A 17,664-nucleotide genomic window follows, 5' to 3' on the forward strand; every position below is an offset into this window, starting at 1 on the left:
CCGAAGGCCTCATGCTAAGTAACGATATTCTGCGCAGCGTGCGCTACATTTTGAAAGCCAACAATAATGACCTGGTGCGTATCCTGGCGCTGGCTAATGTTGAAGCCACCGCGGAACAGATCGCCGTCTGGCTACGTAAAGAAGACGAAGAGGGTTTTCAGCGTTGTCCGGACATTGTTTTGTCTTCATTCCTGAATGGTTTGATTTACGAAAAACGCGGCAGGGATGAGTCTGCTCCGGCACTGGAGCCGGAACGTCGCATTAATAACAACATCGTGCTGAAAAAATTACGCATCGCGTTTTCGCTTAAAACCGATGACATTCTGGCGATCCTGACCGAACAGCAGTTCCGCGTTTCCATGCCGGAAATTACTGCAATGATGCGTGCCCCGGATCATAAAAACTTCCGCGAATGCGGCGATCAATTCTTGCGTTATTTTCTGCGTGGACTGGCAGCGCGCCAGCATGTGAAGAAAAGCTAAGGCGAGATGGCGGCCATGCAAGAACATGGCCGCCGACAGATTATTTCACTTCTTTAAAACCAGCAGCAGCCATGACCAGTTCAATCTGCTTCATGCTGACACCTTTGCTGGTATCTTCATCACCCATCTTGATACCGGAAATGCCCTGCAGGGCTTTCAGATCAACTTTTTCCATATCGATATTTACATTTTCCTGCGCGTAAGTATCGGTATAGGTTAATTTTTCTTCAACGCCCGGAATGTTTTTGTATTTGGCGCTTAATGGCTCAAGTTTCTTAGCTGCATCTTCTTTGGTGGTTGCACCAATGGTTGCAAACTGAATTTTGGTTTCTGAAGATTGCTTAATCACTTTGTCGCCTTTGTAGACATAAGTAATGGCAATTTCAGTACCGTTCAGGTTAGCGCTAAATTTCTTAGATTCTTCTTTGTCACCGCAGCCTGCGAGAGAGAAAACCAGAACAGATGCAACAACGAGGGAAAACAGCTTGTTGAAAGCCTTCATGTAAAACTCCATTTTATCAAAATCAGGAAACTGGTGACTCTCACCAGGGCGCTATAGAATATGCTTTATACCTTGTTTTGAGCAGTCCGGAAATGGAGTAGAACTCTTAATAAAAAGCATCTTGCCCTCCTTGTTACTCAAGCATCAGTAATAACTGCTCGCAAAGTAAAACACAGTTATTCAATGCTTCTACCCTTGAATCGCATTCCGGGTTACGCAATTGTGCCAACACATGCGCCAGCCGATAAAAACCCACTGCGGTAAGTTCATTCGCCAGCAATTCGGCCTGACCAATAGCGCTTTGTTCCTGATAGTGCCAACCGTTATGTAGCAGTTGAATGAGCAATGTCTGGCAGCGCATCAGCAACTGATGCGCGGTGGATGGCGCAGGAAGAACGTTGGCAGAAGGTAGTGCTGCAACAGGCGCAGTTTCAGCGTCCACCGCCCAGGCGCGGGTTAGCGTCATCATTACCCGCGGCTCCAGCGTTAACTGCCCGTCGACAAAACGGACAAACCCAGAAACCAGATTCACGGGATCATCCGTCTGCTGCAAAAGCGCCGCCATGCGTTCAACCGCAAAGGGGGCACAGGCAGAGGCTGGCAGCGATAACGTCAGCACATTATTTTCACCTTCGCCGCTAATCACCTGCGCATCCAGCGTCTGGCGGCTGCTGTCCCATCCCAGCGAAATACACTCCGCCACCGGCAGAATAAATAAATTATCCACCTGATTAAGCGGCCGGACGCAGACTGGCGGGCGCAGGTGTAAGTATTCCCGCAAAGCTTCAATGCCGGGCTGGCGCAACGGCGCTCCCAGCATTTGCCAGGCATCAGGCGACAGTGGGACAACACTGCTTAAGCGGTTGCGAGTAGCTAACAGCAGCTCGCCTTCGGCACTGCGACGCGCGGCTTGTGAAACAATTTGCCCTCCTGCCAGTGCGCCAGCCTGAAAACTAAACAGCCGACGTGTGGCTGCCGGTGAGTTTTCCTGTTCGCTTCTCGGCCAACTGCGCGAAAGGTGCAAAATACTGCCGGTGTCGGGATCGGTGAACCAGATGCGTAAACCATACTGCTCAATATCCTGCCAGCAACGCATACCTAGCGACACCAGCCGCAGATGATCAAGCTTTGCTTCTCCGGCAATGCCTGCGCCAACCACCGTGCGCCACGGCATGGGAGGAATTTCACCAACACTGTCGCGGCGTGCCATTTCTTGTGCACTGTTCAAGCGACTGGTTAACGCCGCAAGCTGACGCAAGCATTCTCCGGCGTGGTAGTGGCTGGCGCGGGCGTGGAAGGCATCAACGCTTGCCCGTAGCTGTCGTATTGATTCACTCACCCAGCGCCAGTTGCAGGTCTCTGCCGCCTGCAATGCGCGGTTGAATGCTGCCTCGTAATGGATGAGCGGCTGGCTGATACCGCCAAGCCATAATGCCTGGCTTAATTGCTGAACATATTGACGACACGCGTTGCCCTCGTTGCTGGCAAATGGGTCATCATTCGCGGCAACTTGCTCGCTGCGCATCTGCCAGATCAAATGGGTAAATTCTGTTTGCTGCGCTTTGGCCTGGACAAAGGCCTGTACCGCCAGCACGACATGTTCGCAAAGTGTTCCTTCAATGCAATCACAGCGCGCGAAGCGAATACTACTGCGGGAATAAAAACGTACGTCACTCATTGGTAAGCGAGCAGAGGGAATCTCCCCTGGCGAACAGAACAACTCAATGGTGATGCCTTTAGCGACCAGCGCCTGTGCGCGTTTGCGGGTGGCATCGGGCAGGGTAGCCAGTTCTTCCAGCCAGATTGCTGGATCCCACTCTTCTTCTTTTTCCGTGGGCTGGGCGGTAGCGCAAAGTCGTTGATAACTTAACACCAGCATCACGCGATGACGGCACATGCCGCTGGCCCCGCAGCTGCACTGAGCCTCTTTCAGTGCCTGACCGTTCGTCAGCTGGGTACGGACACCGTCACTGAAGGTGGCGATTAAAGCGCCGTTCTCATGACTGATTTCTGGAACATTGCCATTTTCCAGTTCCTTAAGGCTGCGCTTAACAAAACCGGCATTGCTTAACGCCGTCAGTGCCTGTGGTGTCAGTTCTAATAATTCCGGGCGTAGTGAATTCATGATTGAAGATTCTCCGCTAGCCAGGTCGCCAGCTCGCCCGGCGTCATCGCGGCTATTTGTGCGCCGACATTAACCAGCGCCTGGGCCATATCGCGGTCATAGCAAGGTGTTGCGGTGCTATCGAGCGCTGCCAGTCCCAGCACTTTGATGCCGCTCTGGACACACTTTTTCACCTGATGCGTCAGCAATGATGATGAACCCCCTTCATAAAAATCGCTCACGAGGATAATGATGCTTTTTGCTGGTTGTTCAATAAGTTGCCGACCATACTCCACGGCACTGGCGATATTGGTCCCGCCGCCTAATTGTACTTTCATTAATAACTCTACCGGATCGGCAACGTCGGCGGTGAGATCAACCACGCTGGTGTCAAACGCCACCAGATGGGTACGAATGCCGGGTAACTGCCATAAACAGGCCGCCATCACCGCAGAGTGGATCACCGAATCGACCATCGATCCGCTTTGATCGACCAGTAAGACCAGTTGCCATTGTTCACTGTGGCGCTTAATACGGCTGTTAAAGCGGGGGGATTCGATATACAACTTGCCGTGTTGTGGGTGCCAGTGTTGCAGGTTGGCGCGCAGAGTACTTTTGAAATCGAAATTACGCGCCAGTGGAATAAATGAACGGCGACGGCGATCGCGGACACCAGAAAAAGCCTGACGAACTTCCTTTGCCAGTCGCGCCATAATTTCTTCAACAACCTGGCGCACTATCCGGCGGGCGGCAGCCAGCACTTCGGGATTCATCAGATGTTTGGTGTGCAAAACGGCGCGTAGCAGGCTTTCAGAAGGCTGCATACGTTCCAGCACGTCGAGATTCGTCACCACATCTTCAATGCCGTAGCGCAGCACGGCATCGCTTTCCAGCCGCTCGATCACCTGTTGTGGAAACAGCGTGTGAATACTGTTGATCCACTCAGGCGTGGTGAGATTTGAGCCACCTAATCCGCCGGAACGTTCACCACGCTGGAGCCGTTCAGGATCGCGCCCGTACAGCCACTCCAGCGCGTGGTCTATTTGTCGGGCGTTGTCATCCAGTCCACAAAGCGTCGTTTCTGCCGCTTCGCCAAGAATCAATCGCCAGCGTTGTAGCTCACGGGTGGTCAGAAGATCGTTCAGTTCAGACATGGAAAACTCCCCAGTGTTGCAGCGATGCCAGTGCCTGCTGTTCGAGTTGTTGATGATGTGCAATGGCTTGCGGTGGGCAATGCAACGGCATTTGCAGCGCCGAAACGGGAAGTTGCGCCAGTTGATAATGCTCAAGCACCTGATGCGCCAGCGTCCCGCGTTCTCGTGGCGGTAGCCAGGCCATCGCCGCGCGTAAATCGGGCAGGGCGTTGATAAAATCGGCGTCACTTAGTTGATTTAAATGACTGCTGAAACCGGCGATAAATGCAGGCTGACAGGCCAGTTGATGGCGGGCCAGCGCCAGCAAACCGTGCAGCGCCTCGCCGGATTGTGCCGGAGATAACTGCGTCAGCATCGTCAACGCCGCTTCGGCACTGGCGTTGGGATGTTCCAGACGAATCAGTGCGCCAAGAGCCGCACCGCGATCCAGTGCCGGGGCATGAATCGCCTGACTGCGGCGCTCCAGTAAGGTCACCGCCGCAGAAAGAGAAACGCCGGGGAGTTGCACACCGCTATGTAGATCGCGCAGGATATGACACAACGCTTGCCAGCTATGCAGGTGAGCGTGAAACTCCTTTTCATCCGGTCTTCCGTTAGATTCACACAGCCACAGCGTGCGATCGATAGCCGCGCATAACGTCGTTTGTAATATCTGCGCGCCTTGCATACCGCTAATTTCATCCAGCCGCCATAAGGCATATAGCACTTCCAGCGCCTGGCCCATTTCGGCAAATTGATTTTCCTGGGCGATTAATAATGTGAGTTGCTCCAGTAATTGTTGACTGAAGGACGCCAGACCCGCTAACGCCGCCTGGCTAAGACATGTGGTGATACTGCCGATTCCACCCGCCTCCAGCATATTGGCTTCTAATTTATTGCGTGCGGCTTCCTGGAGTGTGGCACCAAAACAGGCGGCCTCAATCAATGCCGCATGTTGGCTAAGCGGGCGGGTTAATTTCCAGTGTTCTTCACCGTTGCCTGCAAGTGTCAGTGTACTTCCCTGCTGGCGCACAATGCCGGGAATCTCCAGTATTGCCAGCCGATGTAACACCTGACTTTGTGCCAGCCCATCGGAGGTAAAGCGATTTAAGGTAAGCTCAGTCGGAAGAGTGATTCCGGTACGTTCCAGTTCGCAGGTGACATCTTTTGGCAGAGGCGGTTGTGGCGTGGAGGGGGCCAGTTTACCGAATCCGTCACCCGCTAATATGTCTATCAACGTAACCAGAATCGGATCGGTATCGGGATGAATAACGCCGCGATAGCTCCACGGCAACGGCGCGTTCAAGGCTTCTTTAATCAGCGATCCTGCTATAGCATCCAGCCAGTCAGTGCGTAACGGTAGTGTATGACCCCGCAACTGTGCCAGTGCCATCGCATGCAGATGAGCGGCAGCCATATCAGCGGTTGAAGCAGGCAAGTGGTGCTGGCGCAAACGGGTAAGAACCGTTTTTAGCAGTTGTTCTCCCGCCTGCCGCAAGCCCCACTGCCAGCACCAGTTTTGCCAGACCGGGGCAGGCATACCGGAAAGGTATCCAGCCAGCACATCAAGGCGCTTTTCACTGTATGGCGTGAGATAGCAACCTGTAACGGCATCTGCCAGCGAGGGCAATTCTGGCTTGTTAATTTCCTGCGGACATTCTCGCCACATTTTTGCCAGTGCAGGAGCGTGCCAGCCGCCGCAGACGACTAACACGTCGCCATTGTTTTGCTGCATCGCCCATCCAATCCAGCGGGCCATAAAGGCTTCGCGCTGACGATTGAGCACATCGCCGGAGGCGTCGCCCCGCAGTTGGGCAAAATAGCGCGCCAGTGCAGAGGGTAATGCAGTTTGCTGGCTTTCATCTTCGAACAAGTGATCCCACAGGGTGTCGCTGTTATCCATGCGGGTGGCACGCAGCAGCAAGGTCTGGCTTTCCTCTTGCGTATCAGGCGAATCGTCCTCTTCTTCACCTTGCGCCCAGCAAGGCAAATCAATGAAGTAAGTTTGTGCCTGAATACGACGTGCGGCTTGTAGCGCCTGCCACTCCGGCGAAAATTCAGCAAATGGCGTCCAGGCACCACGCCCGGGGGCCGCACCGTCCTGATACTGGCAATAACTGTAAATAGCTACCGGAAGCTGGTGGGCTAAAAACAGTTCGTCTACCCGGTCATTAAAATCAGCCGGGCCTTCAATCAACACGTATCTCGGGCGCTGGCTTTCGATTAACGATTTCACCAGCCGGGCGCAGGCCGGACTATGATGCCGGATGCCGGCAATTAACGGCTCGCTCATGCTCTTTCCTCACGGCAGGCGGTGGCGGGCTTGATAATAAGCCTGCCAGTGAGCTTCTTTATGTGTGGCGACACGCTGTTCGAAGTAACGGCGCAGACGAGCGCGATCTTCTTCGTTATCTTTGACGATGGTTCCGGCAATACAGTCCACCAGGTCGGCTGGCTCCCCCGCGCGATTCGCTAAAAACCAGGCGCGGACGCCCACAGCGTGGGCCACGTTCACGGCTTCAGCAGTGGACATAATCGCTGTTAGTGTATCCATTGACGTTTTCTTTTCGCCGTTGGCACGCAAGTCGCGGAAAGTGCGTACCAGTAACTCCAGTACCGCGTCAGGCACTTTATGCGGAATACCGCTATGGGCCAGCAAACGCGCCGAAGCACTGGCGACCAGCTCCAGCTCCTGGGCGAAATCCATAATCGGAAAAACCGTTTCAAAATCGAAGCGACGCTTTAGCGCGGCACTCATTTCATTGACGCCGCGATCGCGGGTATTGGCAGTGGCAATAATATTAAAGCCTTCTCGCGCATAGAGCTGACTGGCTTCACCAGTGAGTTCCGGCACCGTCATTACCCTGTCAGAAAGCATACCTAACAGACAGTCTTGTACTTCCAGCGGTGTACGCGTTATCTCTTCAAAACGGACAATTTTGCCGTCGCGCATTCCCTGGTAAAGCGGGGCAGGGACCAGCGCTTCCGTTGACGGACCATGGTTGATAAGCAGGGCGTAGTTCCAGCCGTACTTGATTTGATCTTCGGTGGTAGATGCGCCGCCCTGAATAGTTAACCCGGCATCGCCGCTAATAGCGGTTGCCAGTAATTCAGACAGGAGCGATTTTGCGGTGCCAGGTTCTCCCACCAACATCAAACCGCGTCCGGTGGCAAGAGTGACTAACATACGTTCGACAGCGGAGGGACTAATTACGACTTTACGGCTAATATTTTGCGCTTCGTCGCCAAGGATAAAAGCACGGGCTGCAGGCAAACTTAACTGCCAACCGGGCGGGCAAGGTGCGTTATCATTTTGCTTTAATTTTGCCAGTTCAACGGCGTATAACACAGCAGCAGGCGGACGCTGCAGATGATTATTCTGCGGTGACATATATTCATCCCTGAAATGTATTAAGAAAATAAACGATATCTTACGCGCAATAAATGTTTGGCGCATTCGTTGTGTGAGCGAAAAATATCTGGAAAGCAGATCACAGTAAATAAAAAAACCTGCTGGTGAGGCAGGTTCTTTTATTTACTACTTTGATGTTAAGTTACTGATAGTGCAACATGGCATCTCAACGAACGAATTATAACCACCTCTGGACCGTGTTGCAATTAAGATAATGAGATTTATAATCCTGACTGTTGGGAAGTTGCGCCGGATCGAACCAATTTCAAGTCCTGGCTACCGGACGGGTGGTGCCGCAGGTGGTGCCCTGATCCGGAGTGCAACATGGCGACTCAACATACGTAAACCAGTATCGACAGGCAGTGTAAGGGTAAGGTACTGGTGTTGCGCTCCTTAATAAGGAGAGCGGATGGACACGCTGACACAAAAGTTAACCGTGCTCATTGCCGTACTGGAGTTATTAGTGGCTCTGTTACGGTTGATTGATTTGTTGAAGTAACGGGCAAATTGAAACGCATCTAAGGGGGAATACCGCTTCCCCCTTTAATAAAGCTATACTCGTCATACTTCAAGTTGCATGTGCTGCGACTGCGGGTTATTCGGCCCATCCATGGACCTCACCCCTTACGGGGCCGCTACAAGTAGCGTTCAAATCCACTCCATGCGGATTTGTCGTTCACCCCAGTCACTTACTTTAGTAAGCTCCTGGGGATTCACTCGCTTATCGCCTTCCTGCAACTCGAATTATTTAGAGTATATTATTCTATTTGTTGGTTGAATATATTCTGTAGTTCGCGATTAAAAATTGCTATTACCGTTTCTGGTGATTCGCCCCGTAATTTTCGCTCATCAATACACTCATCTCTTATATAAATCAACGCATCATTTATTAGCGGGTCAGCATCTTCTCGATCACGTTGATGAAATGTTGGATGTAGCCGGAATCGCTCCAGTCGATAGACGGAACCTGTAAATAATTCAGAGCATTTATGGATCTCAAGTCTGAAGGAAAACGGATCTTCAGGTACAGGGACCTCATAATCGTAAATAGCAACCAGCTCTTTTTGCACGATCATCGCTTTCCCCGCTGGTAAGTCGTGTAGATAACGGGCAGTTGCATCACTGCCCGCTGTGTTTTAATGGAAAATGACGTCAGGTGCGCTTAACGCCTCACTTAAATCAAACGTATCGAGTTCGGCAAAAGTGACGGATTTATTGTCACGGTACACCCGAAGAGAATGGAAGCTCATCAGCGCTTTGCTATCAGCACTGTAGTGGTTAAAACCGGGTGAAAACTTAAGGACCAGCCGGTACGCGCCCAGGTCATAGACAAATGCGTCCTCATAGCCTGACTCCCAGCCTTTGTATCGCATTCCCATAAGTTGCCCAACGGTAGCGGATTTACCTTCCCAGCGAGTCAGGCTGTTACTGGTTGACTCGTCAGGTGTGAGCAGTACCGTGCGCCGCGCCAACTGGCGAAAAGGCGGCATAATTTCGTAATCGGCAAAAAGCTGTGCAAATTCACTGCGCATTTCTGCTGTCATTTCTAACGGGTGGGCAATGCCAATCAGAGCATCGGCAGGCAGGTCAATTGGCTCATCTTGTGCATTGCAGAATTCCCCCTCTGCGGCCACACGAAAGGCGTTGAGTAAACGACGCGGTTCATTTGCCAGATAAACGCCCCATATCAGTCGCTGGGTAACCAGGCGAGTAAATGGATGATTAACAAAGAGAGAATGAAAATCTGTCAGCGACCAGCGTCGGGTAGTACGTAGTGCCGTTTCAAGACGTGGGAGCAGGTTTTTGCTCACCTGAGTGGCATCTTTTTTTAGTCCTTTTAGTCGGGCCAGTGCATCGGATGCTTTTAGTTGGTCGTCATCGGCGCGCAACCGGGGAACACTTTTCTGGCGAACGTTTTGTTGATCGTAGATAACTGGGTTGAGGTTTTCATCGAAGCGAACGGTAAACTGCCGTGGACCAAAATCAAAAATCAACGCCTGCGGATCATCGAGGCCCAGTGTTGGGACTAATCTGTCCGCTAACTCTTCCTGGCTTAGCCCGCGATTTTCTGCGACCACCTGAAGGAATTCCGCCGCGTTATCACGTAAGGGGCGGGATTTCGCCCGTTGCGATATATGATGCAGCTGTATCAGCGCCATATCATTATTCATCAGGGTAAGTATATTCAGACCACTGACAGCACGGGCAGATTTGCCTTCCTGTGGCCAGGCGAGGATCTGTGTCGTCAGATCTCGTGCCGTGCTTTCGTCGCCAAAGAGACTTAACGCCAGAAATGCCCAGTTGTCTTTTGCGGGGGCGCCAGCTTGTTGCCACGCGGTGAAGAGATCCCAGGCAAAAGTGGCCAGCGTTTGCGGTTGGCAGAACGCTTTCAGTTGTTCCAGCCCGCTATAAAAACGTCCCCCCAGGGTAAAGCGCAGCATTTCGCCGATAATTTCCAGAACGTCATCGGTAACAGGCTGATTATTCGTGATAAGGCGCGGCCTGGACCACATTGTCGGATGCCAGAAATCAGGAGCTTTTGGAATGCGTGCTGGGTAAATCTCTATTGGACTCTGTTTAAGTAATTGCTCCAGGGCAGGCCATACATCTGTACGCTGCCAGCGGTTTGCCATGGTTTGTAGCAATTCGCAATGTCCCTGTTCATACAGTAAACGAAGGGCTAGTAATGCCGCTTCGCTGTTGTCGCTGGATTTGGTGAAGACAAGAGGGATAAGTGCAGTAGCCGTATGTTCCGGCCATTGTAAAATCCACTGGCGAGCCAGATCACGCTGCGCCGCGAAACGTCGCCAGACGCGAGCAATGGGCAGCGCCAGTTCGGTGGCGCCGAAATTTAACATTAACGGAAATGTTTCTTTTGGACGATGCGAAAAAGCCAATAACAAACCGGGTAGCGCATCCAATCCGAGGATACTGAGAAAATAGTCTTCGCCAGCGAACAGGTATTTTTTCTCATTGATACGCAGCCAGAACGTCAGTGCCATCTCTCGTGGCAGCTGTGCCAATAAATACAGGTTCCAGACACTCTTTTCCGGACGATAACGTGAGTAGTTGTCATTTTCCCATATGTTAATTAACGCTTCTACGTGACCGCTGCGAAGCGCCTGTTCTGCTAATTGTGCTTCCGGGGAGTTCCAGCCATTCAGGATCTCTTCAACCCGCCCCTGGTAGTAATGCCACTGAACAATGAGTGAATTGCGTGCAGCATCCAGTTTTCCGGGGAGTATATAATTCAGAAACAGCCATACATCATCCCCAAAACCCAGTTCCTGTAATACAACTCGCCCACTTTTTTGTTCCATGCGTTCCGCAAGAGATTCCGTGCTGAAATAACGGGCAGACTCAGTGGCCGCAAGCCTCTCTCGTTCGCCTGGTTGCCAGTAAACTTGCGGAGTTAATTCGAGCGGTGCCAAATCAAGACGTGGAGCTGTCATTTTTTTCTTACTACGCCACGGTGGTGAAACGAGGATTTCAGGCAGATTGCTGTTATCGGTGCTATCAATAACCGGTTTGGGCGGTGCCGATAAATAACTATTCAGCACTGTCCGGGCTTGAATACTTAACCACGGCATGACGTCTTCTGCCAATTGTGGCTGCGATGTAATTAACGTTTGTAACAGCGTACGCCAGTATTCATCGCGTGCTTTTTGCTGGGCAGGCAGCTTTTTGTCTTCGATGATTGGATAACCAGGGCGCGCAGGTGGTTCTTTTAACGCCAGCAGTTCTGCCAGTGCGGTGAGCGTCGCATGGGGGAAGTTTTTACTGTATTTAGCCACACGTTGCAGACTGGGTTTGTTTTTATCAGCAACTAACAGCAAGGTGCGGATGACTTGCGGATGGTTAATTTGTACCAGTAGACTGCCGCAATCTTCTTTATGGGCATACATTGCCAGGCGCGGAACGGCTGTCAGTCCTTGTTCGCGCAAAAGGGCAGCGCAGGCCGCGTAGCCGAAGTGGTTTTCATGCGACATGTAGCTGGCTTCTCGATCGCTAAATATATCCTGGCTCCAGTAGCGTTCGAGTTTTCTCACCGCTTTGGGGTCAGTAGCAACAACTTTTAACCACTCCTTAGAATGAAAATGAGTCCGCGGGCATTCAAGACCTACCAACTCATTGGCGATTTCTGGTTTTTCAGGGAGGATCAGCGCAATAAAAGGGCGGCGAACTTTGGTGATTCCTGGCAGTGCGGCAATGAGTTTGTCGGCGCATCGCTGCCAGCAGCTTTCCTCTGCCAGAGAGAGATGCTTACGCAGTCGGAGATCGAATTCGTTATAGGTTTCTGAGCGGTAACCATAGCCATAATCCTCGTTCTGATACTGCAATGTGACAACCAGAGGATCACTCTCATAACATCGTGCAATAAACTGGCGTGCAATCACCACCTCAGTCGCATATTCCAGCCCCTCTTGTTGGACGATTTCGTCGAGCAACTGTTGGCTGTCCTTTTGCGCGATACAGGCTAGCGCCGCCATTGTGCGGGCCGGGATTGTGGGTTTGTGTTCGCCGATCAAGTTGATGGCCTGCGTAATGGCGGACTGCCACTCCAGTGAAAAATTTTCATAACGCCAGATAATGTTTTTTTTCTTCTCTGCTTTTTGTAGCAATTCATCACCCAGTGTCTGGATGAGGCTTTCAGTGATAACAGGCACCGGTTCGCCCGGCCAATTGCGATGGCTGAGTGGTGTTTTGCCTTTTTTATATTTCAGTTCCACTTGGGCGTTATCCGCCAGCCACGGTAATTCCTTGTCCATGCTCTTTCCTTATTCAAACAGAGCTTCAATATCGTTAATCAACTCGCTGGCGGTGATGGCATCGAGTACGGATAACTGCGCTTCCTGAGTTGAATGACTCCCCCAGCCATAGCTTTCTGCTTTGCCTTCCCATAGCCACAGCTTGCTTAAGAGTTGCTCGGCACTCAGTTCGGCGGGCGACATGCCTACCGCAAAACCTTCATCGATTTCCATGATTAACGACCAGCCCCCCAGGGGTTTGATCATCCAGCCGATCCAGCCAGCATCCTGCGGCTCGCCCTTTATCCAGCCTTTGTTCGCCAGCCCCATGACCCGACCACTCGGGCATTTTCTGCCTGCCCAGCGGGTCAGTTCGCTGGCATCGCGCTCGGCTTCTGTCAGCGCGTAACTGTTACGGTCAAGCTGGCGGAACGGCGGTAACAGTTCATAGTCGGCAAAAAGCTGCCCAAAGGCGGCGGCATCCGTCGGTGATATCTCCAGAATGTGAGGAATACCAATAGAGATATCGCCTTCCGGCAAAGTGAAAAGGTCATCGTCCGCGGTGCTGTAGCTGTTATCTTCCGCCACGCGGAAGCACGCCAGTAGCTGGTTTTCGGCGCTATAAACGCCCCAAATCAGACGCCGGCTTAAGTGGCGTACCAGTGGATGTTCAACCAGGAAGAGTTGAAAGTTTTCAGCCGACCAGCGGCGACGCAGGCACATGGCGGATTCCAGCCTTGCCACCTGCTGGGCAGCAACGGTACGCGCGTCTTTTTTCAGCAGCTTATAGCGGTTAACTGCCTCGTTCGCCCGCGTTTCATCATCGCTTTTGTTCGGTTTAGGTAAGTCTTTCAGGCGGCTGCCGGAAGCATCGCGCACAAACGGTTTTAAGGTTTCATCAAAGCTGACAGTGAACTGACGCGGGCCGAAATCCAGCAGTAGCGAACCGTTATCATCCAGACCGAGATCCGGTGCTAACCGATCTTCAAGCTCCGCTACCGTCAGTTCGCGACTTTCGGCAATGTCGGCAATTTTTTCTTTTGCCCGCTCCTGTAATGCTTTGAATTTCAGTTTCTGGGCGATGCCGTTAAGCTGCATCAGGGCGATATCACTACCGATAGCAGCGAGAATATCCAACCCAACGGTGGCGCGTTTATGCTGGGATTCGCCAGGCCAGGCGCGGATTAATGGCGTCAGTTTGCGGGCGGTGTCATCGTTGCCGAGAACACCTAACGCACTGAACGCCCAGCTCTCTTTCGACGGAGCTCCCGCAGTCAGCCAGGCGGTAAACAGATCCCAGACAAATCCAGCCAGTGAGTCGGCGGTACAGGCGTCTTTCACCTGCAATAATCCCGGATACAGCACCTCTTCCTGAGGGAAGCGGAGCATTTCACCGAGGTGGAGGAGGGCGCTATCTGGCAGTGATTGGGCATTTGCTATTAATACCGGGCGGTTCCAGAGCGATGGCTGATAAAAGGCCGGAAGAGTGGGGATTTTTGTCGGGTGATTATCTAAGGGATCGAGCGCAAGCAGAGCGTTCACCGCATCGGTTACTTCCGGCTGGTTATAACGCCGGGCGATTTCTTGCAGTAATGGCTGATGACCGTTTTCAGTAAGCATACGCAAGGCAGCGCGGGCGTTATCCTGGGCTTCACCGGATTTGCCGAGCGCCGAAGGCAGCAGGCCGGTAATGGCATGTTCCGGGTATTTCAGCAGCCAGCTACGGGCGTCTTGTCGTAGGGTTTTGAGTTTGTTGAAGGCACGGGCGACGGCAGGAGCCAGCTCACTCGCTGCGAAGTAATTCGTGATGGGCAAGGCTTCCTGCGGATAGCGTGTAATTGAGTTTACTAAACCAGGTAAACCTTTGAGTCCAAAATGTAACATGGCGTATTCGGTATCGGTATGTGGAGATAGAGTAAGGGCATTCCATGCTTTTACTGCTTTCTCCAGCGGCAATGTTGTCAAAATCCCCAAATGCCAATAATGCCCGGTAGGTGAATGAAACACCTTAAATTCACTTATTAAGGTTGAATAATCTTCATTTAGCCATGCCTCAACTACCGCTTCGGGAGCTTTAATATATGTACCAGCGATCCGTCGTTGAAAACCCATCCTTGCCAACAGGTTGGTAGTACTTTCTTCATGGCTAACCGTGATATGTTTTGAATACCAGATATATTTCGCCAAAAATTTATTACTGATTTCTTCTGTCAGATAACAGATTGGCTCAATGCCTAATGGCGCTAAATCCAGCACTGGTATCGGCGTTTTTTTCTTTTTCGAAAGCCAGGGCGGTGAGACTAATACGGCAGGCAGTAGGTCGGCGCAGGCATGATTTGAGGGCTGTGTCAGTTGTTGCAGGCATGATTTCAGCACTGCAACTGCGGGTGTCGAAAGCCAGGGAATGACCTGTTCTGCTAGTGTCGGTTGCGAGATAAGCATCGTCATTAGCATAATGCGCCAACTATTCTCTTCTTTTTGCACTAGAAGTTCCGCCAATGCTGCCAGTGCTGCGTGTGGGAACGTAGTGCAAGCTTTCGTCATCCGATCGTGACAGCGTTTAGTTTGCCCGGCTACACGTATAAGCAGTGTTAATGCGAACGGATGATTGATATGACGCAACACATCGGCGCAGTAGTCACTTGCGGCATAGGGAGCAAATCGGGGCAGAGCTACAACGCCTTGCTCCTGTAATACGGTGGCAGAGCATATCGCACCACGATGGTAATCATCAAAAATGGCATATGGCTCGTGATATTTTTCTAATAAGGCAAGAATGTGCTCATCAGTCGCCACTATTTTTAGCCATTCAAGCGAGGGTATTTTTTTTTGCACCAGTAGACGCTGGGCAATTTCATGTGCAATTTCTGGTTTTTCGGGTAATAGCAAAGCAATTAATGGTTGCCGCCATTCTGGAATATGTGGAATTGCGGAAATAAGTTTTTGTGCACATTTTTGCCAGAGAGACTCTTCCGCCAGCGATAAATGTTTACGTAGGCGTAATTCAAAACTGGAATATTGCTGCAAGTTATCAGGTGCAATGCCAGACGTCAGAATAATAATGATATTATTCGCATAATCCCATTCAATATCAATCTGTTGAAGGTGTATTACTACATCAGTAGCATATTCCAGACCGCCTTCCTGAACGATCTGATCCATAACATCCTCACGCTCTTTATATCTTGTACATTTCATTTCAAGTGCCGTGAGTACAGCCATTACTGGTGGTGGTAACTGTGTTGTTTTCAGGCCGTCGATCTGACTGATCGCCTGGGCGACGGTGTTTTGCCATTCTAAAGAACAGGCGCTGAAGTCAAATGTGGCTGTTTTATTATCCCGTTGCGACACACTACAGGCTAAGCGACGTAATTGGGTCAATTTGTCTGCTTGCTGAACAGGAACTCCGGGAAAGCGACGATGGCTTAACGTGGTGTGTACAACTTCGGGTGGAAAAACGACAGCAATATCTTTCGCCAGCCACGGTAAAACAGCATCTGTATTTTTGTCAGCCGCACGGGTTTCTGCTACGAAAGAGGGTTGTTCCTGAATAATGGTGGATGAGTCCGCTACCTTGAGAGAGTCCGTTACCGTTTGGGAAGGTTGCAAAGAATTATCCTTCGCTTGCTCCACATACCCCTTCTTCACCTTCTCCGCAACCAGCTTCAGTTCCGCTTTTTCCGCCGCCGCAGTATCTGCAAAGCTTTTTACCTGACTTTGCCCGTTGGTGCCGACTTTGCCCCAACTGATATGCAGCTCGTTTCCCTGCTGCTCCACCGCCCAGAATTTATGTGATTTTTCGTCCTGATAAATATAGGTTTTCATTGCTAAATCCTTTTAATCAAACAGTGATTCGATGTCGTTAATCAGCTCGCTGGCGGTGATGTCGTCGAGCATGGAGAAAGTGAGTGAGGATTGTTTACCGTAGCGATCATCTGGCGAGGTGATTTTTACGCTTTCAACCGGTAGCTGGTCGCCATACCCCGTTTCACCATAAATTAATGAAAAAGGTTCCGTTTCAAGTTCGAGATCGCCATGAGGGGGTGTTTTGCGCATCGCATAAACGCTGCCGCTTTCTTCCAGACGTTGCCAGCCTCGGCGTTCCAGCCCGACAATGCGTCCGGCCTGGCAAAGCCGTCCTTGCCAGCGTGTCAGTTCGTGAGTATTACGTTCATTGTCAGCAAGGTGATAGCTACCTCGCTCGAGCTGTTGGAAAGGGGGAAGCAGTTCGTAATCAGCATAAATTTGCCTGAATGCAGCGGCGGATTCAGGGGGGATTTCCAGCACATGCGGAATACCGATGTTTCCTGCTGGCAGCGTGAATAGCTCATCCTGCGCATCGCTGTAAGTGCTGTCTTCTGCGACCCGGAAGCAGGCAATCAGCGTGTTTTCCTCAGTATATACCCCCCATAACAGCCGTCGGGTTAAGTGACGTACCAGCGGATGCTCCACCAGAAACAGGCGGAACTGCTCTGCCGTCCAGCGTCTGCGCTGGCACATAGCCTGTTCCAGACGGGTAATTTGCTGGCTGGCGATAGCACGAACATCTTTTTTCAACTGTTTGAAGAGATTAACTGCGTCAGTTGCCAGTGTTTTATCATCGCTCTGGTTTGGCTTAGGTAAATCTTTCAGGACGTTGCCGTTTGCATCGCACACTACAGGTTTTAAGGTTTCGTCAAAACCAACGGTGAATTTGCGGGGGCCGAAATCAAGTATCAGCGAGCCGTTGATATCAAGCCCTAAATCCGGTGCCAGGCGGTCTTCCAGTTCGGCCATTGTCAGTCCGCGATTTTCGGCGACCATATTGATTCTGTCGCTGGCATGTTCCTGTAATGCAAAGAATTTAATCTTTTGCGCAATGCCATTAAGCAACATTAGCGCAATGTCGCTACCGATACTGGCTAACACATCCAGCCCGTAAACCGCGCGTTTATGCTGGGATTCACCAGGCCAGGCGCGGATGAGCGGGGTTAGTTTACGCGCGGTGTCGTCATTGCCTAGAATCCCCAGCGAGGTAAATGCCCAGTTTTCTTTTGCGGGTGCGCCAGCTTCTGTCCATGCCATGTAGAGATCCCAGCCAAAGTCAGCCAGTGATTCGCGGGTGAAGGTTTCTTTGATGATCGCCAGCCCAGCGTAGGAGGTAATGTCGCGTGGAAAGCTCAACATTGTGCCGAGGTGGCGCATAGCGTCATCTGGCAGAGGCAGGTTGTTACTTTTAAGCCGAGGTCTGTGCCATAAGGTGAACTGATAAAAGCCGGGCAGTGGGGCAATGCCGTTCACTTA

Annotated in this window: 9 protein-coding genes and 2 pseudogenes; 1 reads left to right on the forward strand and 10 read right to left on the reverse strand. The window is 51.4% G+C overall.

The features are described 5' to 3' along the window. The first annotated feature begins 11 nt into the window (after positions 1–11). Positions 12–482, forward strand: a complete 471-nt coding sequence (locus D9738_RS21515) for a DUF1456 family protein (RefSeq protein WP_130207022.1) — start codon at positions 12–14, stop codon at positions 480–482. 40 nt (positions 483–522) lie between these two features. On the opposite strand, the gene D9738_RS21520 is transcribed toward D9738_RS21515, so the two are convergent. From D9738_RS21520 to D9738_RS21560, 10 genes and pseudogenes are all read right to left on the reverse strand, one after another. Then, on the reverse strand, positions 523–984 hold the full coding sequence (locus tag D9738_RS21520; protein WP_130207020.1) for a YehR family lipoprotein: 462 nt from the start codon (positions 982–984) through the stop codon (positions 523–525). A 133-nt stretch (positions 985–1,117) separates the two neighbouring features. Further along, the gene (locus D9738_RS21525) at positions 1,118–3,109 is read right to left on the reverse strand and encodes an SWIM zinc finger family protein (protein WP_130261143.1); all 1,992 of its coding nucleotides are present in this window, start codon (positions 3,107–3,109) and stop codon (positions 1,118–1,120) included. After that, a complete protein-coding gene (locus D9738_RS21530; RefSeq protein ID WP_130261144.1) occupies positions 3,106–4,242 on the reverse strand; it encodes a VWA domain-containing protein in 1,137 nt (378 codons plus the stop codon). The genes D9738_RS21525 and D9738_RS21530 overlap by 4 nt, the downstream gene beginning before the upstream one ends. Then, positions 4,235–6,514, reverse strand: coding sequence for a DUF5682 family protein (locus D9738_RS21535; protein ID WP_130261145.1), 2,280 nt, complete (start codon positions 6,512–6,514; stop codon positions 4,235–4,237). The genes D9738_RS21530 and D9738_RS21535 overlap by 8 nt, the downstream gene beginning before the upstream one ends. 9 nt (positions 6,515–6,523) lie before the next feature. Next, positions 6,524–7,612, reverse strand: coding sequence for a MoxR family ATPase (locus tag D9738_RS21540; RefSeq protein ID WP_001313986.1), 1,089 nt, complete (start codon positions 7,610–7,612; stop codon positions 6,524–6,526). Between the two features lie 539 nt (positions 7,613–8,151). Next, positions 8,152–8,223, reverse strand: a pseudogene (locus D9738_RS25280) (hypothetical protein); the annotation flags it as partial. Positions 8,224–8,391: 168 nt separating this feature from the next. Further along, positions 8,392–8,709 carry a protein YehK gene (yehK, locus tag D9738_RS21545; protein ID WP_130261146.1) on the reverse strand — a complete coding sequence of 106 codons (318 nt, stop codon included), beginning with the start codon at positions 8,707–8,709 and terminating at the stop codon, positions 8,392–8,394. A 60-nt stretch (positions 8,710–8,769) separates the two neighbouring features. Continuing rightward, complete coding sequence (yehI, locus tag D9738_RS21550) at positions 8,770–12,402, reverse strand: DUF4132 domain-containing protein YehI (protein WP_130261147.1); 3,633 nt, start codon at positions 12,400–12,402, stop codon at positions 8,770–8,772. 9 nt (positions 12,403–12,411) lie between these two features. Further along, positions 12,412–16,206, reverse strand: a complete 3,795-nt coding sequence (locus D9738_RS21555; protein WP_130261148.1) for a WGR and DUF4132 domain-containing protein — start codon at positions 16,204–16,206, stop codon at positions 12,412–12,414. Positions 16,207–16,218: 12 nt separating this feature from the next. Beyond that, positions 16,219–17,652, reverse strand: a pseudogene (locus tag D9738_RS21560) (DUF4132 domain-containing protein); the annotation flags it as partial. Positions 17,653–17,664: the final 12 nt, after the last annotated feature.

Origin of the sequence: Escherichia sp. E10V5 (genome assembly GCF_004212315.1) — a bacterium.
Classification (GTDB): Bacteria; Pseudomonadota; Gammaproteobacteria; order Enterobacterales; family Enterobacteriaceae; genus Escherichia.